The 17,217-nt window shown below is 71.0% G+C and carries 19 protein-coding genes and 1 other RNA gene; 7 read left to right on the top strand and 13 right to left on the bottom strand.

Annotation, left to right across the window (positions count from 1 at the left end; translation table 11 throughout):
• Window positions 1–16 precede the first annotated feature (16 nt).
• On the bottom strand, window positions 17–220 hold the full coding sequence (locus ACQEVC_RS18875; RefSeq protein ID WP_432879156.1) for a hypothetical protein: 204 nt from the start codon (window positions 218–220) through the stop codon (window positions 17–19).
• A 354-nt stretch (window positions 221–574) separates the two neighbouring features.
• On the opposite strand from ACQEVC_RS18875, the gene ACQEVC_RS18870 reads away from it, so the two are divergent.
• Window positions 575–1,093 (top strand): hypothetical protein, encoded by a 519-nt coding sequence (locus tag ACQEVC_RS18870; RefSeq protein ID WP_432879154.1) that lies wholly within the window; start codon window positions 575–577, stop codon window positions 1,091–1,093.
• A gap of 109 nt (window positions 1,094–1,202) precedes the next feature.
• Window positions 1,203–1,706, top strand: a complete 504-nt coding sequence (locus ACQEVC_RS18865) for an NUDIX hydrolase (RefSeq protein ID WP_432879151.1) — start codon at window positions 1,203–1,205, stop codon at window positions 1,704–1,706.
• A 202-nt stretch (window positions 1,707–1,908) separates the two neighbouring features.
• Here the strand turns inward: ACQEVC_RS18865 and ACQEVC_RS18860 are convergent, their stop codons facing one another.
• Complete coding sequence (locus ACQEVC_RS18860) at window positions 1,909–2,661, bottom strand: alpha/beta fold hydrolase (protein ID WP_432879149.1); 753 nt, start codon at window positions 2,659–2,661, stop codon at window positions 1,909–1,911.
• Window positions 2,658–2,921 (bottom strand): hypothetical protein, encoded by a 264-nt coding sequence (locus ACQEVC_RS18855; RefSeq protein WP_432879148.1) that lies wholly within the window; start codon window positions 2,919–2,921, stop codon window positions 2,658–2,660. Before ACQEVC_RS18855 ends, ACQEVC_RS18860 begins: the two co-directional genes overlap by 4 nt.
• Window positions 2,922–3,314: 393 nt before the next feature.
• Between ACQEVC_RS18855 and ACQEVC_RS18850 the strand changes: the two genes are divergently transcribed.
• Window positions 3,315–4,118: an aminoglycoside phosphotransferase family protein gene (locus tag ACQEVC_RS18850; protein WP_432879146.1), complete on the top strand. Its 804-nt coding sequence runs from the start codon at window positions 3,315–3,317 to the stop codon at window positions 4,116–4,118.
• 57 nt (window positions 4,119–4,175) lie between these two features.
• On the opposite strand, the gene ACQEVC_RS18845 is transcribed toward ACQEVC_RS18850, so the two are convergent.
• Window positions 4,176–4,718 carry a GNAT family N-acetyltransferase gene (locus tag ACQEVC_RS18845; protein WP_432879143.1) on the bottom strand — a complete coding sequence of 181 codons (543 nt, stop codon included), beginning with the start codon at window positions 4,716–4,718 and terminating at the stop codon, window positions 4,176–4,178.
• A 230-nt stretch (window positions 4,719–4,948) separates the two neighbouring features.
• Between ACQEVC_RS18845 and ACQEVC_RS18840 the strand changes: the two genes are divergently transcribed.
• Window positions 4,949–6,313, top strand: a complete 1,365-nt coding sequence (locus ACQEVC_RS18840) for an acyltransferase family protein (RefSeq protein ID WP_432879141.1) — start codon at window positions 4,949–4,951, stop codon at window positions 6,311–6,313.
• Window positions 6,314–6,402: 89 nt separating this feature from the next.
• Here ACQEVC_RS18840 and ACQEVC_RS18835 read toward each other — a convergent pair whose 3' ends face one another.
• From ACQEVC_RS18835 to ACQEVC_RS18820, 4 genes are all read right to left on the bottom strand, one after another.
• The gene (locus ACQEVC_RS18835) at window positions 6,403–6,573 is read right to left on the bottom strand and encodes a hypothetical protein (RefSeq protein WP_432879139.1); all 171 of its coding nucleotides are present in this window, start codon (window positions 6,571–6,573) and stop codon (window positions 6,403–6,405) included.
• A gap of 58 nt (window positions 6,574–6,631) precedes the next feature.
• Window positions 6,632–7,375, bottom strand: coding sequence for a hypothetical protein (locus ACQEVC_RS18830; RefSeq protein WP_432879136.1), 744 nt, complete (start codon window positions 7,373–7,375; stop codon window positions 6,632–6,634).
• 331 nt (window positions 7,376–7,706) lie between these two features.
• Window positions 7,707–8,147, bottom strand: an RNA gene (gene rnpB, locus ACQEVC_RS18825) — RNase P RNA component class A.
• A 59-nt stretch (window positions 8,148–8,206) separates the two neighbouring features.
• Complete coding sequence (locus ACQEVC_RS18820; protein ID WP_432879133.1) at window positions 8,207–8,824, bottom strand: TetR/AcrR family transcriptional regulator; 618 nt, start codon at window positions 8,822–8,824, stop codon at window positions 8,207–8,209.
• Window positions 8,825–8,922: 98 nt separating this feature from the next.
• Here ACQEVC_RS18820 and ACQEVC_RS18815 point away from each other — a divergent pair, with 98 nt between their 5' ends.
• On the top strand, window positions 8,923–9,678 hold the full coding sequence (locus ACQEVC_RS18815) for an SDR family NAD(P)-dependent oxidoreductase (RefSeq protein WP_432879130.1): 756 nt from the start codon (window positions 8,923–8,925) through the stop codon (window positions 9,676–9,678).
• A gap of 155 nt (window positions 9,679–9,833) precedes the next feature.
• Window positions 9,834–10,646: a sulfite exporter TauE/SafE family protein gene (locus ACQEVC_RS18810; RefSeq protein WP_432879127.1), complete on the top strand. Its 813-nt coding sequence runs from the start codon at window positions 9,834–9,836 to the stop codon at window positions 10,644–10,646.
• A 379-nt stretch (window positions 10,647–11,025) separates the two neighbouring features.
• Here ACQEVC_RS18810 and mctP read toward each other — a convergent pair whose 3' ends face one another.
• Complete coding sequence (mctP, locus tag ACQEVC_RS18805; protein WP_432879124.1) at window positions 11,026–12,699, bottom strand: monocarboxylate uptake permease MctP; 1,674 nt, start codon at window positions 12,697–12,699, stop codon at window positions 11,026–11,028.
• A 6-nt stretch (window positions 12,700–12,705) separates the two neighbouring features.
• The gene (locus ACQEVC_RS18800; RefSeq protein ID WP_432891534.1) at window positions 12,706–12,939 is read right to left on the bottom strand and encodes a DUF3311 domain-containing protein; all 234 of its coding nucleotides are present in this window, start codon (window positions 12,937–12,939) and stop codon (window positions 12,706–12,708) included.
• 386 nt (window positions 12,940–13,325) lie between these two features.
• Between ACQEVC_RS18800 and ACQEVC_RS18795 the strand changes: the two genes are divergently transcribed.
• Window positions 13,326–14,210, top strand: a complete 885-nt coding sequence (locus tag ACQEVC_RS18795) for an alpha/beta fold hydrolase (RefSeq protein WP_318394242.1) — start codon at window positions 13,326–13,328, stop codon at window positions 14,208–14,210.
• A 76-nt stretch (window positions 14,211–14,286) separates the two neighbouring features.
• On the opposite strand, the gene ACQEVC_RS18790 is transcribed toward ACQEVC_RS18795, so the two are convergent.
• From ACQEVC_RS18790 to ACQEVC_RS18780, 3 genes are read right to left on the bottom strand one after another with little or no spacing between them, the layout of a single operon-like run.
• Window positions 14,287–15,444, bottom strand: coding sequence for a bifunctional RNase H/acid phosphatase (locus ACQEVC_RS18790; RefSeq protein ID WP_432891531.1), 1,158 nt, complete (start codon window positions 15,442–15,444; stop codon window positions 14,287–14,289).
• A gap of 54 nt (window positions 15,445–15,498) precedes the next feature.
• Window positions 15,499–16,239, bottom strand: coding sequence for a zinc ribbon domain-containing protein (locus tag ACQEVC_RS18785; RefSeq protein WP_432879121.1), 741 nt, complete (start codon window positions 16,237–16,239; stop codon window positions 15,499–15,501).
• On the bottom strand, window positions 16,236–17,129 hold the full coding sequence (locus tag ACQEVC_RS18780) for a Nif3-like dinuclear metal center hexameric protein (protein WP_432879118.1): 894 nt from the start codon (window positions 17,127–17,129) through the stop codon (window positions 16,236–16,238). Before ACQEVC_RS18780 ends, ACQEVC_RS18785 begins: the two co-directional genes overlap by 4 nt.
• Between the last annotated feature and the right edge of the window lie 88 nt (window positions 17,130–17,217).

Here is a 17,217-nt window from a genome sequence, read left to right as displayed (position 1 = left end):
CTGTCGCCGCGCCGGTCTAGCGCTCCTCCCCGGCCCAGCGGGCGTCCTCGGCGTCCCACGCTTCGTTGCGCTGCTGCACCCGCTGCAGCGCCTGCTCCGCGTCGGCTCCCGAGGCGTACGGACCGAGCACGTACCTCGCCGGGCAGACGTCGGCACCGGTCTCGACCCGGTGATGACGGATGCACCAGAAGTACCGCACATCACTCCCGCTGTCGCTCATGGGGTAACTGTGCACGGCAAACCGCCCAAGCGCTACCGTTTCGCGCAAAATGACAGAGCGACTTCCACAGTAGACCGCATCGGATTCCCGTCGCCCGGTAAACGGCAAAGTGCCGTCGTACGAGGGAAAGGCATTCTGCGGCAAGGGATTCACCGCTGTCAGCGGCCCGGGAAGGCGGCGCGGACGGGCTACCCGAGCGCGGGAAAAATTTCCCCCGCCGGTGGGACCCAACTCCTACCTCATCGCCCTGACCTGCCACTTCGCGGCGCGGAATGGAGCACAATTCGCGGTGTGGGCGGCATGCGACCCTCGGGTGGGACAGGACGGCTCGGCCGGGTCCTGTCAATCGTCGCGTTGACCATTCTGCTGCTGCTCGTCGGCAGCGCCGCGCACACCATTATGGGTATCGCGACCGAGCCCTCGATCGAGGAACGGGCCCGACTGGAAGCGGTACGTCAGGCCGCTCTGATCGGTGACGCACTCGTGCACGGCGTCGGCGACAGCGCCGCCGAACTCGGGCAGACCGCCGCGCGGAGCGGGCGGGTCGACGTACTGCGCGTCGACGGCACCGACCGGCGCCGCTCCCCCGGCGTACGGATGGTGTTCCGGGTGCATGTGGCGATGTCCCGGCCCGCGATGGCCGGACGGAAGCAGGCCGAGGTGCGGATCTGTTTCCGTCAGGTCGTCGACCAGGAGCGGGCGGACTTCTCCCGGACCGAGGTGCCCTGCCCGGACAGCCTGCTGCCCGGGATGACGCCGACTGCGGCGCCGACCCGCCCTGCCGGCCACCCCGCGCCGACACCCGGCACCGACCCGGCCGGCGCCCCCCACTCTGCCGACGCGCCCAGCCCGGCCGCCGGACCGGGCGGCTGACACCGGCCCGTCGGAAGCCGGAGCGGCGGAGACCGGGGCTCTGGTGGACCGCGTCGCGGCGCCCGGGGCGGTCGGTCCACCCGGTTGGCCGCTGGTTATCGTCCTCGGCATGGCCGTCCCGGAGTACGTCGCACGGATCCGCAAACTCGTCGGGCACGACCTGCTCTGGCTGCCCAGCGTGAGCGCCGTGGTCGGCAACGACGCCGGAGAGCTGCTCCTCGGTCAGCGCTCCGACGACGGGCGCTGGTCGGTCGTCAGCGGCTTCGTCGAGCCCGACGAGCAACCCGCCGAGGCGCTGGTCCGGGAGGTCTTCGAGGAGACCGGCGTACGGGTGCTGCCGGAGCGGGTGACGAGCGTACTGGCGCACCCGCACACCTATCCCAACGGCGACCGGTGCCAGTTCCTCAACATCGGCTTCCGTTGCCGGCTGCTCGACGGCGTCGCCCGGGTCAACGACGACGAGTCGGTCGCGGTCGGCTGGTTCGCCCCCGACCGGTTGCCGCCGCTCGACGAGCACGCCAGGACCACGATCGCGCACGCGCTCACCCCGGCTACCGCCGCGAGCTGGTTCGCCCCGGACTCGTCCGCCTTCTCCTGGGGCGCCCGGCCGTGACCCGACCGGCCCCCCGTTCCGGCCCTGGCAGCCGTCCCCGTTCCGGCTCTGGCAGCCGTCCCCGTTCCGGCTCTGGCAGAGCCGGGCCCGCCGCCCACGGGTCCACTCCGGACCCGCGACCACCGGAATACGCCTGCCGCCGTCGGACGCTGACCCGGGCGCCACAGGTGGGACCGGTCCGGCCGGGTCGTCGCCGTCCGGGTCAGTTCCGCCCGGCGACCGTTCCGGGCCGTCCCGCCCAGTAGGCGTCGAGGCGGTCGGCCAACTCGATCGGGTGACCGAGCATCCCGAGGTGGTCACCGGACATCTCGTCCGGCTCGCTGCCGAGCCGCTCCCGGGCGACGCGCCGGACGAAGTCGGCCGGGAGGAAGCGGTCGTCGCGGTGCAGCAGCACCCGGGTGGGTACGTCGGGCCAGGTCGCCACCGGCACCGGGTCACCGAACGGCTTGTCGGCCTGGTGTCGGGCACGGCGGAAGACCTCGGTCACCAGGGCCGGCGGTAGGTCGTTGGCGAACAGCCCCACCATGTCGTCCTCGGCCCGGCCGTCACGGCGGTCCTGCTCCTGCCGGGCCTGCGCGTAGCCGGTGTTGGCCCACCAGTCTCCCGGCGCCTCGCCGGGCAGTGGTATCTGCGGCCCCAACAGCACCAGCAGTTCCACCGGTATCCGCTCGCAGACCACCGGAGCGGTGAAGGCGCCGAACGAGTGCGCGACCACCGCCAGCCCGCGCCGGTCCACCGACCCGGTCCGGTCGCGGACGGCGGCCAGCACCGCGTCTGCGTACTCGGACAGGCCGGCGGAGTCGTCGTCGCAGGGTAGGTCGACCGCCACCACGTCGTGGCCCCGGGCACGCAACTCGGCGACCAGCAGGTGCCAGCACCACGAGTCGGCCGCGGCGCCGTGGATCAGCACGTAGGTCGGCGGGGTCGTCCCGGCCACCCCGGCCGCTCCGGTCACCGGCTGCCTGCCAGGCCCGGCCGATCGGCTCCGCCCGGGCGCAACCCGTCGCCCGGTGTCGAGACCGGTGCGCGGCGTTCGACCAACGCCTGGATCTCGATGTGCGACCTGTGCGCGGCCGGGTTGTAGATCTCGTCGAGCGGACCCATCACCGCCCGGCCGACGCCGCGGCGACGCGCCCGGGCGACCAGCCAGCCGAGCCCGCACAAGACCACGGTGAGCGCGCCGGCCAGCATCACGAACGGAACGATCTGCTCCACTGCACGGAGTCTAGGGGGTACCACCGACACCGGGGACCGCCTCGTTCCCGGAGCGACCGGAGTCGGCGGGATCGATCGGCCGGGAAATTCGGTGGCGGATGGCGGGGCGGAGTCGTAGTCTCGCGGCGCCCGACTCTTCGAGGAGGTCGACGACATGGTGTTCACCGTCATTGGCGCGATAGCCATCACCGCGACGACGCGCGGTCGCGCCGCGAGCTGACCTCCGGGCACTCGCCCCCAGCGGCTCCCGCCGGCCTCCACCGCCGGCTGAGCCGCCGACTCCTCGCGTCGTAGCGGTCCGCTGGCCGCGCAAACCCTCCGCGCCGCCAGCCGTTGGCGCCGGTGATCCGGCGCTGTCTCTCACCGCTCATTGCGCTGAACCGAGGAGTATCCGTGGATTCCGCGACATCCTTCGAGCCGTTGACGGCGGCCGAGGGCGGACCGAGTCAGGTCATCCGTACCGGCCAGATCGTGCGGCGCGCCGCCAAGCCCTGGACCGGTACCGTGCACAGCCTGCTGCACCACCTGGAAGAGGTCGGGTTTCCCGGCTCCCCCTGGGTGGTCGGTACGGGCATCGACGGCAACGGCAACGAGATGCTGACGTACGTCGAGGGCGACATCATGCACCCCCGGGCCTGGACGGACGAGGGGATCTGGCAGGTCGGCAGGTTACTGCGCGAGCTGCACACCGCCACCGCGAGCTTCCGGCCACCGCCGGACGCGTGCTGGCAGCCGTGGTGGATGCACCGGGAGGGGCCCGACTCGGTGATCGGGCACTGCGACGCCGGTCCGTGGCACATTGTCGCCCGGGCCGGTCGGCCGGTGGCGTTCATCGACTGGACCCTGGCCGGGCCGGTCGACCGGCTCGACGAGGTGGTCACCACCGGGTGGTGGAACGCCCAGTTGCACGACGACGACATCGCCGAACGCCACCACCTGGCGGACCCCGCAGGCCGGGCCCGCCAGCTACGGCTGTTCCTGGACGGCTACGAGCTGCCGGCGGCAGACCGGGCCGGCCTGGTCGGCCGGATGATCGAGCTCGCGATTCGGGACTGTGCCGCCGAGGCGACCCGGGCCCGGATCACGCCGGAGTCGACCGACCCGGCGCCGCTGTGGGCGCTCGCCTGGCGGGCGCGGGCCGCCGGATGGATGGTCCGGCACCGTACCCTGCTCGAACGCGCCGTCTCCGGCGGCTGAGCGACCCGGAGGCCGTCGCCGCGTTCCGGGCGGCGGCGGTCTCCGGCCGCCCGGACGTCAGCGTGCCGGGACCGCGATCGGCTTGCGCATCCGGACCAGTCGCACGGGTACGCCGCCGGCCGGGTCCTCGACCTGCTCGACCGGTACGAACCCCGCCGCCTCGTAGAGTGGCCGGCCGGCGAGCGTCGACATCAGTTCGAGCGTCCGGAAGCCCTCGGCAGCGGCAGCCGCCTCGCAGCGGGCGAGGATCAGCCGGCCGACGCCCCGACGGATGAAGTCGGGGTGGGTGTACATCGCGCGGACCTTGGCCGGGTTCCGGGCCGGGTCGAGCACCGCGGGGTCCCGGCCCTGCGAGTGGTCACCGCCGTAGAGGGTGGCCCGGCGACTCCACCCGCCGCAGCCGGCGAGCCTGCCGGCCGACTCGACCACGAAGTAGGTGCCGTCGTCGATCAACTGGGTGTCGATGCCCATGATCGAGCGACTGGACCCGATCTGCGCCTCGTCGAGGAAGCCCTTCTGCAACTCGACGATCGCGGCGTCGATCAGCGGCAGCAACTCCGGTACGTCGGTACGCCGGGCGAGTCGGCTGGTCAGCGTCATGGCCCTCCTCGCAGGTGACCCGTCAGGTCGTCATTCAATCAGCCCCGCTTTGCGCAGCACGGTTCACCCGGGCACCGTCGGCCTGGCTGATCGTCGGATCCGACCCGGGGTCGTGCGGGGCAGGTATCCCATCAGCCTCGGTCCCATGCCCCGTCGGACGGGGAATCGAGGCAGGTCGGTGGAGGATGGGTGTCGTCGAACACCGGCGAGGATCGATTTTGAGGATGAGTATGGACACCACCCACCCTGTCCGCCCGCCGCCGGGGAGAGCACCAGCCGCGTCCGGCACGCGCACCCACACATCGCGATTGGGCTGGTTGGACGCGTTGCGCGGCATCGCCGCACTCGTCGTCGTGTTCGACCACTCGTCGTACGCCTTCATGGCGGAACTGCGACCGGAGCTGATGGCCCAGTTCAACACCAGCCGGTACGGCATCATGGTGTTCTTCCTCGTCAGCGGCTACATCATCCCCGCGTCGCTGGAACGCAAGGGTTGCATCAGGACGTTCTGGATCGGACGGGTGTTCCGCATCTACCCGCTGTGGGTGGCTGTCGTCGCTGCGCTCCTCGTGACCGGTCTGCTGGGCGTCGCGAACATCCGCGACTTCGGCCAGCAGAGCACGGCCACGGTGGCCCTCGCCCACCTCACGATGCTCCAAGAGCTGCTGGGTACGCCCAATCTCCTCCTCGTGCTGTGGACACTGTCGTACGAGATGGCCTTCTACCTGCTGGTCGTGGCCCTCTTCACCGTCCGCCTGAACCAGCGGTCGACGGCGGTCGCCGTCACCTTGGCCGTACTGGCCGCCGTGAGCGTGGCGGCCGGCGTCACGCTGCCGGCCTCGGCCCTCTCCGCCAAGTTCGGCACCGGCCCGCCGATCGCGGTTGCCCTGATCGCCATGGTGATCGCCGTTTTTTGTGCAAGCGCCGGGCCACCCGCGTTTCGGCTGTTCGGTGGCCTGTTGGGCGGGGTGCTGGCGCTCGTCCTGGTCCCTTTCAACGGCACGGTACCGATGTGGGAGGGCCTGGTGATCCTCGCCGTCATGTTCCTCGGCACCGCCGTCTACCGGGCCGAGAGCGGTCAGAGCACCTGGCGGGTCGCGGCCTGGACGGCCGCCGTGGTGCTCACCTGCGCCGTGGGAAGTGCGTACGCGTTCGGCAATGGGGGGCATTTCACGCGGCGCGGCTGGATCACGGCTTTTCTGCTGGCCGTGCTTACCTTCGGCGTCGGTCTGGCATTGCGCCGCCGACTGATACCAGGCTGGTTGATCGGATTGGGAACGATCAGCTATTCGGTCTACCTGGTGCATCCGGTGCTGCTGGCGGTGACCGACGGCACGATCGGCCGGTGGCAACAGAACCATCTCGTGCTCGAAGTGGCGTTCTACGCCGTCCTGATCCCGCTGTGCGTACTGACGTACCGCTACATCGAAGCGCCGAGCCAGACATGGGGCCGTAAGCTGGCACGCCGCGTTCAGCCGCCTTGGCCGGGGCGAGCGCCACAAGTGTCCGAGGGTCTCCCGGAGAATGGCGCAACGCCCGACCCGATCGAGGCGGGGGGCGTTACGGCCAGGTCAGAGCCATGGTCACAGCCCTGACCCAGGGTACGACGGACGAGTCGACCTGTACGCCGGGGCGGAACATGTCGTCGATCGCGCTGCTGGATACCCACGAATGACGTGAGGAATCAGTCGTCAAACTCGAAACCGTTCGCCTCGGCCGACGCGATCAACGCCCACTCCGCCGTGAACATGTGGTTCGACAGCATGGTCGTGAACATGTGGTTCGACAGCCTGTAGGGAGCCATCGCCCGCGAGTACGCCTCGTGAGCCCCACCGACCTTGCCGTCGTCGACCACGCCCGCGTCATCCTGCTCGACTTCGACGGGACCAGTGTGCAGTACCTTCGCGGGCTACTCAGCCCCAACCGTCGCCACCGGACTTCGCCGCTTGCTCGTCGAGCAGGGCGCCGCCGAAGGCCTCGGCCAGCACGGCCAGGCGGTCAGCCGGCGCTTCCAGGTGACGAGGGCTGTGGTGCCCGAGGCAGACGGACAGCCCCTTCTGCTCTGTCCAATCGCAGTAGCCCCAGAATCGATTGCTCGCAGCCAGCAGCTCCCCGGCAACGTCCTTCTGTCGGCATTGGCCACCCACAGCGGTGACGGCCGCCGCTACCACCTGGTTGGCTCCGCGCGGAGTAGCCGCGTCACCGACAGCAGGAAGGAGCAGGAGGAGGCGTTCCGCCTGGCTGTGCTTCGGGTCCGGTTGACTGGCCGTCCTGACCAGCTCCGGCCACGAGAGCGCCGGCCCGTGGAAGCCGCCCTCCAGCGCTGCGGCGGTGATCACCTCGTCGGATCCCGCTTGCTGAAGCAGATAGTCCCAGCCCGAATCGCCCTCGTAGTTGCGGAAGAGGATGTGCATGCGGTGGCCTTGGCTGAGGTCCAGGGAGATGACGGGCCAGCTGTGGTGCTGGTGCATCTCCTCCGCGTAGACCTCGACATCCGCCGGATCGAGGTCGAACGCCAACGCAGCCGTGTATGAGCCGCCCACGGAGAGCAGAAACGCCGGCCAGAACAAGGGGTCAGCAAGCCACGGCGTCGCGTCGACGAGCACGGATGCATCAACCGGCGGGTGGAAGCGATTGAGGTAGCCGGGAACGGGCATCTGCCGATCCTCGCAGACCCGTAGCCGCTTGCGCTGGTCCGGCCTGACTGGGCTCGACGGCTGCCTTGGCGCGTGCCCCCTGTTCCCGAACCGGCGGTAACCACGGGGAACAGCAGGTAACCAGGGCACCGTGACTAGGAGCGCAGCTTGTCGACCTTGGCAGGGATCACCGCCCCAACGAGGTCCCAAGCTTGACAGTCCGCCTCCAAGATCAGGGCGTCAGGGCTCTCCAGGGCGTCATACGTCGCCCAATGTTGACCATCAACGCCAAGAGACGCCCAAACATCGGACCAGGCCAGAGCCTTGATCGGGGCTCTGACCTGGTGAACGACGGACGAGTCGACCTGTACGCCGGATTTTGTGCCCGGCACGCACCGTTCCCGGTGGCGCCGGCGGCGGTCATCCATCTCGGCCTACCGTTGCCGGCAGGCTCCAGCGGCCTACCCGCAGGCATCGGGCGGGCAGCCCTCGAACGCCTGCGCGGGCCGTTGCCTTTCGGCGATGGCCCTCTCTTGGCCTTGCTCCAGGTGGGGTTTACCGAGCCACCCCGGTCACCCGGGATGCTGGTGGGCTCTTACCCCACCGTTTCACCCTTACCGAACCGGTCGATCCACGCGTTTCCGTGTAAACCACCCCGGTTGGCGGTCTGTTTTCTGTGGCACTTTCCCGCGGGTCACCCCGGGTTGCCGTTAGCAACCACCCTGCCCTGTGGAGTCCGGACGTTCCTCGGCGGCGGGCTCGCGCTCGCCGACGCGACCGCCCGGTCGACTCGTCCGTCGCGTACCAATGGTAGCGATGATCCCGAGGAGCGATCCACCGGGCCGCCGCCGCTCAGCCCACCAGGCGATCGACCAGATCCAGCCAGCCCGCCTCGATCCGCTCCGCCGGGACGCGCCGGTGGCTGTGCAGCCGGTTGAGGAACGGCGTACCGAGATAGCTGCTGAGCAGCTCGGCGATCAGGTCGAGGTCGCCCGGTACGCCCGCCGCCCGTAGCAGGCTCGCCAGGTGAAGGGTCCGCACCTCGTACGGCGGATGCGGGCTGTACTGGCGGGCCGGTTTCGGTTCGGCCTGGAGATAGAGGTCGAGATAGCGAATCTGGTGCCGGATCGCGGCGACCCCGAAGGCCGCCAGACGTTCCCGGGGCGGCGCCCCCGGACCCAGTGGCGGCGGGCCGGACAGGAAGTCCTCTTGGAAGGTGCGTTCGGCGTGGTCAAGCAGGGCGAACATGAGGCCGGCGCGGTCACCGAACCGGCGATAGACGGTGCCCTTGCCCACGCCGGCCGCGTTCGCCACCGCCTCCATGGTGACGTGCTCGGCCCCTCGCTCCCGCACCAGCCTGGCGGCGGCGTCCAGCAGGCGTACGCGGTTGCGGGCCGCGTCGACACGCTCCGTCGCGGGCCGGCCGGCGAGCGGGAGTCCGGGGTCAGGGTCGGTTGCGGGTGACGTCACAGTCGCAGCCTAGCCAGAGCGGGAACAGAACCGGACCACAGTCCGTTTCGAAAGATGAAAAGCGGACCGGAGTCCGCTTCTATCGGGAAGGACATGTCATGGGCACACTCTCCGGGCAGGTAGCTGTCGTCACGGGAGCGGCGCAAGGCATCGGGGCCGGCATAGCGAAGGACCTCGCGGCCGCCGGAGCGACGGTGGTGGTCAACTACTACCCCGGTGACGCCGAGCGGGCTGACCGGGTCGTGACAGAGATCGCCGCCCTGGGCGGTACGGCGGTCGCGGTGGCCGCGGACGTACGGAAGCCGGACGACCTGGCGGCAATGTTCGATCGGGCCGTCAACCAGTTCGGCAGGCTCGACATCCTGGTGAACAACGCGGGCGTGTACGAGTTCGGCCCGCTCGAAGCGGTGACCGAGCACGACTTCCACCACCAGTTCGACACCAACGTGCTGGGCGTGATCCTGGCGACCCGGGAAGCGGTGAAACGATTCGGCCCGGACGGTGGAAGCGTGGTCAACATCAGCTCGACCGCCGTCCAGTTGTCCCAGCCCCACCAAATGATCTACACGGCCACCAAGAGTGCGGTGGAGGCGATCACCCGGGTACTGGCGAAGGAGCTCGGCCCCCGCCACATCCGGGTCAACGCCGTCGGCCCGGGCGGCACGGAGACCGAGGGAGGCCACTCGCACGGCCTGATCGGCAGCTCGTACCTCGACGAACTGGTCGCGGCGACCCCGCTCGGTCGGCTGGGGCAGGTCGGGGACGTCGCCCCGGTGGTGACCTTCCTGGCCTCGCCCGCCGCCGGATGGGTGACCGGAGAGGTACTGCTCGCCGCGGGCGGTCTGCGTCCATAGGTGATCCTGCCGTGACGGGGGACGGAGCAGGGCATCCCGGCCCTGCTCCCCCCGGCCGTGGTGGCCTGGCGGCCTTTCCCGGAAGTAGCTGGCGGCGGGACGGACCGGCAGGCCACCGAGAGGTCGGGAACGTCGCCGATTAGCCTCGACAGGCTATGGATTTTCCCGAGGCGCTGCTGCTGCTCGCTGCCGGGCTCGCCGCGGGCACAGTCAACGCGGTGGCCGGCGGTGGCTCGCTCATCACCTTTCCGGCCATGATCGCGATCGGGCTACCGCCGATCTCGGCCAACGTGAGCAACTCGATGTCGGTCTGCCCCGGCTACCTGGCCAGCGTGTGGGGCAGCCGGGCCGACCTGCCGGACCGGCGGTGGCTACGCCGGCTGGTCCCGGGCACCGTGCTGGGCACCGCCGCCGGTTGCGCGCTGCTGCTCTCCACCCCGGCCCGGGCGTTCGAACTGGCCGTACCGTTCCTGGTGCTGGGCGCGACCGCCGTGCTGGCGTTCCAGGACCAGCTTCGCCGTCTCATCGGACAGAGCGGCGGCCAACCCGCCCCGACCGGTTCCGGCTTCGCCGCCTCCGGCCGGACGGCGGTGCGGAACGCCTCCCGGCAGAGCCTCGGGCTGCACACCATGGTCGTGGTCGGCGCGGTCTACGGCGGATATTTCGGCGCCGCGCTCGGGGTCATGCTGGTGGCCGGGCTGGCGCTGGTGCTGGACGAGACGCTGACCCGGATCAGCGCGATCAAGAACCTGCTCTCCGCGGTGGTCGGGCTGACCACGATCGTCGCCTTCGCCGCGTTCGGCCCGGTGAACTGGACCGCCGTCGCGGTGGTCGCCCCCGCGACCATCATCGGGGGGTACGCGGGCGCGCGGCTCGTTCGCCGGCTGGCGCCCGAGGTACTCAAGACCGTGATCGTGCTCTTCGGTACGGCTATCGGCCTGCTGCTGCTCTACCGCTCCTGGAGCTGACCCCGGCCTCCGGCGGGACGGCGGCTCGCTGGACCCCGGCCTCCGGCGGGACGGCGGCTCGCTGGACCCCGGCCTCCGGCGGGACGGCGGCTCAGCGCCCGCGCCGGGCGGGATAGCGCCGTCGGACCTCGGTCAGCATCCAGCCGAAGAACGCCACCTCCAGCAGGCCGAAAGCGCCGACCAGCAGCATCTCGACCATCTGCCACACCTCCGGTCCGGGTCGGCTCGTCGTCGCTCCTCCACGCTATCAACACCCGCCGATCGGCGCCGGACAAGAGATCCCCGTGACCAGGTCGGCGTACCCGAATCTCGGGTTGCCTGCCCTGGCCACGGGGATCCCCGGGGACGGGGTGGTTGGTGCCGGGGTGTGTCGGCCCGGTCAGACCTTCGGGGCGGGTTCGACCGGCTCGCCGGCCACCTCGGCCGACTCCCTCGGGCTGGGTACGAGCCGAGGGTCGCCCTCGTCGGCGAAGTAGTCGTCCTGCTCGGTCCCGTCGACCCCGTCGGCGACCTTGGCGGCCCGGAGGATCAGCGTGACGATCGCCGCGACCAGCAGGTTGACCCCGACCGCGACCAGGCCAACGTAGATGGTCTTGGTCGAGCCGTCGAAGCCGAGCTTGTCCAGCGGGAACGCGGACCCGCCGAAGTGCGCCCGCTTGGTCGCCGGGTTGGGGATCTGGTAGAGCATCCACATTCCCAGGCCCATGCCGGCAACCCAGCCGGCGACCAGCGCGCCCCGGTGGAACCACCGGGTGTAGAGGCCGAGGGCGACGGCCGGCAGCGTCTGCAGGATGATGACCCCGCCGATGAGCTGAAGGTCAATCGAGAACTGCGGGTCGAGGAAGACGATGCAGGCGACCGCACCGATCTTCACCACCAGCGACGTGATCTTGGAGACGTTCGCCTCCTGGGCCGCGGTGGCGTTTTTGCGCAGGTACTCCTTGTAGATGTTCCGGGTGAACAGATTGGCTGCCGCGATCGACATGATGGCGGCCGGCACCAGCGCGCCGATCCCGATCGCGGCGAACGCGATCCCGGCGAACCAGCTCGGGAACTGCTGCTCGAAGAGCAGCGGCACCACCGTGTTGTTGTCCACGGTGCCCTCGGTCGCGCCCGGCAACGGGGTCACCCCGGCGGCGATGGCGGCGTACCCGAGCAGGGCGATCAGGCCCAGCAGCAGGCTGTACGCCGGCAGCGCCGACATGTTCCGCTTGATCACGTCCCGGCTCCGGCTGGCCAGTACGCCGGTGAGGCTGTGCGGGTAGAGGAAGAGCGCCAGCGCCGAGCCGAGGGCCAGGGTGATGTACTGCAACTGGTTGTTGGCGTTGAGCGTGATGCCGTCGTTCGGTGACGGGCTCGCGTCGAACTTCGCGTCCGCCGCGTCGAAGATGCTCCCCCAGCCACCGAGCTTGTACGGCAGGTAGATGATCGCCACCAGGATCACGATGTAGATCAGCGAGTCCTTGACGAACGCGATAAGCGCCGGTGCCCGCAGCCCGGACTGGTAGGTGTAGGCGGCCAGGATGGCGAAGGCGATGATGATCGGCAGGTGCCGGGCGATCGCGCTCTCCCCGCTGACCCCCATCGTCTTGAGCACCGCCTCGATGCCGATCAACTGGAGCGCGATGTAGGGCATGGTGGCGACGATGCCGGTGATCGCGATGATCAGCGCCAGGGTCGGCGAGTCGAACCGCTTCCGGACGAAGTCGGCCGGGGTGACGAAGCCGTGCCGGTGCGAGACCGACCAGAGCCGGACCAGCACCAGGAAGACCAGCGGATAGATGATGATCGTGTACGGCACCGCGAAGAACCCGGCCGCCCCGGCCCCGAACAGCAGCGCCGGTACGGCCACGAAGGTGTACGCCGTGTAGAGGTCGCCGCCGACCAGGAACCAGGTGATCCAGCCGCCGAAGCTGCGCCCGCCGAGGCCCCACTCGTCGAGGTGCGCCATGTCGCTCGGCGCCCGCCATCGGGCCGCGACGAAGCCCATCCCGCTGACCAGCAGGAACAGCAGCGTGAAGATGATGATCTCAGTGAGATGGTCCTGCCACACCGTCGGTCACCCCCGCTTCTTCGTCATCTGGTACACCACGGTCGTGGTGCCGACCCCGAGCAGGATGAAGGCCAACTGGAGCCAGTAGAAGACCGGAAAGCCGAACAGCCGGGGTGAGTCGGCGTTGAACAGCGGCGTGATCAACGGCACCACGATCGGCAGGAAGAGCAGCCAGTTCCACGGGCTGTGGTCCTTCGCCCGCGCTCTCGACACCACCTCGCCGGCTGGCGCCGCCGACATCTCAGATTCGCTCATGCCGGCACTCCGCTCCGCTCCGTACCGCCATGAGGCACATCCGCGCTGAGTCCGATGATTCGCTCGCTGCGCTCGCTCATGCCGTCTCCTCGCTGCGCTCGGCCTGGTGACCCGCCTGGTTGCGCTCGGCCGTGATTGAACTTCGTGTGACGTGTCGTCGTTGACCTACGTGTGACGCCGGAGGTTAGGGCAGAGTGACGGCGGTCACCTCGACGGAACCGGACTGGTGCGCCCAACGGCAAGCACGGTGCGCCGAATGGTGATCAACGACCAAAATAAGGTCGCGCCAAACGGTCCTATCAGGGCAAATAATACATCGAAGTACAACGATTGCTCTTGATCGGGGGTCGGCCGGTTGCCATGCTGGCCGGGTGCCGCGATTCCCCTCGTACGACAGCACCGCACTCGCCTACCACGTGCTGGGATCCGGGCCGCCGATCGTCTGCCTGCCCGGCGGGCCGGCCCGGGCGTCGAGCTACCTCGGCGACCTCGGTGGACTGACCCGGGACCGCACCCTGCTCAGGCTCGACCTCCGGGGCAGCGGCGAGTCGGCCGTCCCCGAGGACCCGGCGAGCTACCGGTGCGAACGGCTGGTCGACGACGTCGAGGCGTTCCGGGTCCACCTCGGACTGGACCGGATGGACCTGCTCGCCCACTCGGCCGCCGGCAACCTCGCGGAACTCTACGCGGCCCGGCACCCGCACCGGCTGTCCCGGCTGGTACTCGTCACCCCGGGCCTGCGCTCGGTCGGGGTGGAGACGGTCGGCTTCGCCGAGGCGGTGGCCGCCCGCGCCACCCAGTGGTGGTACCCGGAGGCGAAGGCGGCGATGGACGCCTGGCAGGAGGCGGCGGGCCGGGGCGCCGGGCCGGACGAGGTGAACCCGTTGCGCAGCGGCGCCGCGCCGTTCGCGTACGGCCGGTGGGACGAGCGGGCCCGGGCACATGCCGAGGCCGAGCCGGAGGAACGGCCGGACGCGCCGTCCACCGGCTTCTACGACGGCTTCGCCCCGGACACCGCCGCGGTCCGCGCCGCACTGGCCGGACTCGACGCCCCGGTGCTGGTCGTCGCCGGCGAACTGGACCCGGCACCCACCCCGGAGGCGGCCCGGGCGCTCGCCGCGCTCTTCCCGAACGCCGAGACCGTGGTGCAGGACGGTGCCAGCCACTTCCCCTGGCTCGACGACCCGGCCCGGTTCGTCAAGACCGTGCTCACCTTCCTCACCGACGAACCCCGGACCCTCGCCGACCCGCACTGACCGGGCTTCGGCCCGGCACGACGCGACTTCCCGGCCCGGTTCGGGCCGACTGCGGTCGGACCGGGCCGGATCACGGTCAGATGCCGGTCAGGTGGGCGGTGTCGTTGACGGTCCGTACCGCCATGCCGCCGTCCGGCCAGATGTCCAACAGGGACAGGCCGGCCGGGTCGAGATAGAGCCGGTGCAGGAAGGCGTCGGTCGCGGCGAGCGCGTCGCGGAGCGCGATCTTCACCGGCGAGACGTGCGAGACCACCACCACGGTCTCCCCCGGGTAACCGGCCAACAACTTGGCCATCGCCCGGCTGACCCTGGTGCCGACCTCGACGAAGGACTCCCCGCCGGGCGGAGCCACGGCCGGCGATGCCAGCCAGGCGTCCAGCTCGGCGGGCCAGCGTTCGCGCACCTCGGCGAAGGTGCGTCCCTCCCACTCGCCGAAGTCGCACTCGATCAGATCCGGCTCGACCACCACCGGAACCCCGCCGAGCCCACCGGCGACGATGCCGGCCATCGACGTACACCGGGACAGGGGCGAGCTGACCACGGCCGCGACCGAGTCGACCAGCCCGGCCACCCGCCGGGCCGTCGCGCCGGCCTGGGCCAGGCCCCGGTCGGAGAGCGACACGTCACCCCGGCCCGAGTAGCGGCCACGCGCGGTGTACTCCGTCTCGCCGTGCCGGAGCAGCAGCAGCCGGGTGGCGGTCTCCGCCGGGCGCGGCTCCCAGGAACTCTTCGCCGTCGACCCCTGCGCGGCGACCTCGTGCGCCTCCGCCCGCCCCGTCGCGCCGGATGGCGGCGCGGCCGCCGGCTCGGCCGCGCTGTTCCGGGCGGCCTCCGGCACCTTGCCGGCGGCCAGGTCCATCGCCGCGTTCGCCAGCGCGTCCGCATGCCGGTTGCGCTCCCGGGGAATCCAGGTGTACGCCACCGAGTCGAACTTCCGGACCAGCCCGGCCGCCTGCGCGGCGAGCGGACGCAGCCCCGGGTTCTTGATCTGCCAGCGGCCCGCCATCTGCTCGACCACCAGCTTGGAGTCCATCCGCACCTCGACCCCGGAGGCGCCCACCTCGCGGGCGGCCTCCAGCCCGGCGATCAGGCCACGGTATTCCGCGACGTTGTTGGTGGCGACGCCGATCGACTCGGAACGCTCGGCCAGCACCTCGCCGCTGCCGGCGTCCCGGACCACCGCGCCGTAACCGGCCGGGCCGGGATTGCCCCGGGCGCCGCCGTCCGCCTCCATCACGACCTTACGACCCGGCACGGGTCCACCCCCCGATCCCGCCACCGACCCGGGTCACAGCCCGGACTCGGCGGTACGCACCATGATGCGGCGGCACTCCTCGCAGCGCACCACCTCGTCCGGGGCGGCGGCCTTGATCCGGGCCCGGTCCGCACCGTAGAGCTCCAGCCGGCAGCCGCCGCAGCGCCCACCCGCGACCAGGGCCGCGCCGAGCCCGCCCGACGTCTCCCGGATCTTGTCGTAGAGCGCCAGCAGGTCGGCCGGGAGGTCGGCCGCGAGTGGCTGCCGCGAGCCGGCCTTGAACTCCTCCTCCTTGCCGATCTCGGCAAGGGCCTGGTCCCGCCGCTGCTCGGTCTGCGCGCGCCGCTCCCGGGCCGCCGCCAACCGCTGCTCGATCCCGTCGAGTACGCCCTGTGCGGTCTCCCGCTGCTCCATCAGCTCCAGCTCGGCGTCCTCCAGCTCGGTCTGCCGGCGGTTGAGCGAGGCCAGTTCGTGCTGCAACGCCTCCAGCTCGCGGGCCGGCCCCGAGCCGACGGTCAACCGGGCCTGGTCACGGTCCTTGCGGATCCGCACCTGCTCGACGTCCCGCTCCAGCCGGGCGATGTCCCGGTCCAGGTCGTCCACCGCCACCTGGGCCCGGACCCGCTCGTCCTCCAGCGCGGACAGCTCCCGGGCCAGCGCCTCCAGCTCGGCGTGCTCCGGCAGCGTACGGCGCCGGTGGGCGAGCTGGGCGAGCCCGGTGTCGATCGCCTGCAGGTCGAGCAGGCGACGCTGGTCTTTCGGGTCGGCCTTCATCGGAGGGACTCCTTGTCCACGGAGGATGCGGGGGTTAGCACGGGTGGTACCGGAGACGCCGCCTGCACCGTCCACGGATCGGTGTCCAGATCGGACACCAGGGTCTCGACGCCCAACTGCTCGCGCAGGTGTGCGGCGAGTTCGTCGAGCCAGGGCCGCTCGGTCGCCCAGTGCGCGGCGTCCAGCAGCGCCGGCCCCTGCTCGGCGAGATATTCGCTGACCGGATGGTGCCGCAGGTCGGCGGTGAGGAAGGCGTCGACACCGGCCCGGAGGGCGTCGCCGAGGAAGGAGTCGCCGGCACCGCCGCTGACCGCGACGGTCGAGATCGTCCGCCCGGGGTCGCCGGCGGCGCGTACGCCCCAGGCGGTCGGCGGGAGCGCCCGGGCCGCGTACCCGGTGAACTCGGCCAGCGTCGTCGGCTCCGGCAGCCGGCCGATCCGCCCGAAGCCCCGCCCCTGGCCGGCTGCCGGACCAGAGGGGTCGGCCGGGCGCAGCGGGCGCAGGTCGGTCAGGCCGAGCCGGGCGGCGAGCGCGTCGGAGACCCCCGGGTTGGCGACATCGGCATTGGTGTGCGCCACGTACAGGGCCACGTCGTTCTTGATCAACTGGTGCACGATCCGGCCCTTGTACGTCGTCGCGGCCACCGACGAGACCCCGCGCAGCAGCAGCGGATGGTGCGCGACGATCAGGTCGGCGCCGTACCCGAGCGCCTCGGCGACGGTCTCCGGCACCACGTCCACGACGCAGCAGACCCGGCGTACCGGTGCGGACGACTCACCGACCACCAGGCCCACCGGGTCCCACCCTTCGGCCCAAACCGGCGGATAACGCTGGTCCAGCGCTGCCACGACGTCGGCCACGCTGACGGCCGGAGATCCGGATGCACCCACGGCGGCCCAGCTTACCGGCGTCCGGCCGGCCGCGGCGCCGACCGTCGCTCCCGGCACCGCCGGACATGCCACGGCACCGCCTCCCACC

This window comes from Plantactinospora sp. CA-294935, assembly GCF_050936445.1.
Classification (GTDB): domain Bacteria; phylum Actinomycetota; class Actinomycetes; order Mycobacteriales; family Micromonosporaceae; genus Plantactinospora.
The sequence above is the reverse complement of the archived record's forward strand: the minus strand, read 5'-3'. Positions and strand labels throughout refer to the sequence as shown.

Excerpts from the sequence above, each read along its gene's own strand:
- ACQEVC_RS18875 (WP_432879156.1), bottom strand. The coding sequence starts at position 220 with ATGAGCGACAGCGGGAGTGATGTGCGGTACTTCTGGTGCATCCGTCAT.
- ACQEVC_RS18865 (WP_432879151.1), top strand. The coding sequence starts at position 1,203 with ATGGCCGTCCCGGAGTACGTCGCACGGATCCGCAAACTCGTCGGGCAC.
- ACQEVC_RS18845 (WP_432879143.1), bottom strand. The coding sequence starts at position 4,718 with ATGACGCTGACCAGCCGACTCGCCCGGCGTACCGACGTACCGGAGTTG.
- ACQEVC_RS18840 (WP_432879141.1), top strand. The coding sequence starts at position 4,949 with ATGGACACCACCCACCCTGTCCGCCCGCCGCCGGGGAGAGCACCAGCC.
- ACQEVC_RS18830 (WP_432879136.1), bottom strand. The coding sequence starts at position 7,375 with ATGCCCGTTCCCGGCTACCTCAATCGCTTCCACCCGCCGGTTGATGCA.
- ACQEVC_RS18815 (WP_432879130.1), top strand. The coding sequence starts at position 8,923 with ATGGGCACACTCTCCGGGCAGGTAGCTGTCGTCACGGGAGCGGCGCAA.
- ACQEVC_RS18810 (WP_432879127.1), top strand. The coding sequence starts at position 9,834 with ATGGATTTTCCCGAGGCGCTGCTGCTGCTCGCTGCCGGGCTCGCCGCG.
- ACQEVC_RS18800 (WP_432891534.1), bottom strand. The coding sequence starts at position 12,939 with ATGTCGGCGGCGCCAGCCGGCGAGGTGGTGTCGAGAGCGCGGGCGAAG.
- ACQEVC_RS18790 (WP_432891531.1), bottom strand. The coding sequence starts at position 15,444 with ATGGAGGCGGACGGCGGCGCCCGGGGCAATCCCGGCCCGGCCGGTTAC.
- ACQEVC_RS18785 (WP_432879121.1), bottom strand. The coding sequence starts at position 16,239 with ATGAAGGCCGACCCGAAAGACCAGCGTCGCCTGCTCGACCTGCAGGCG.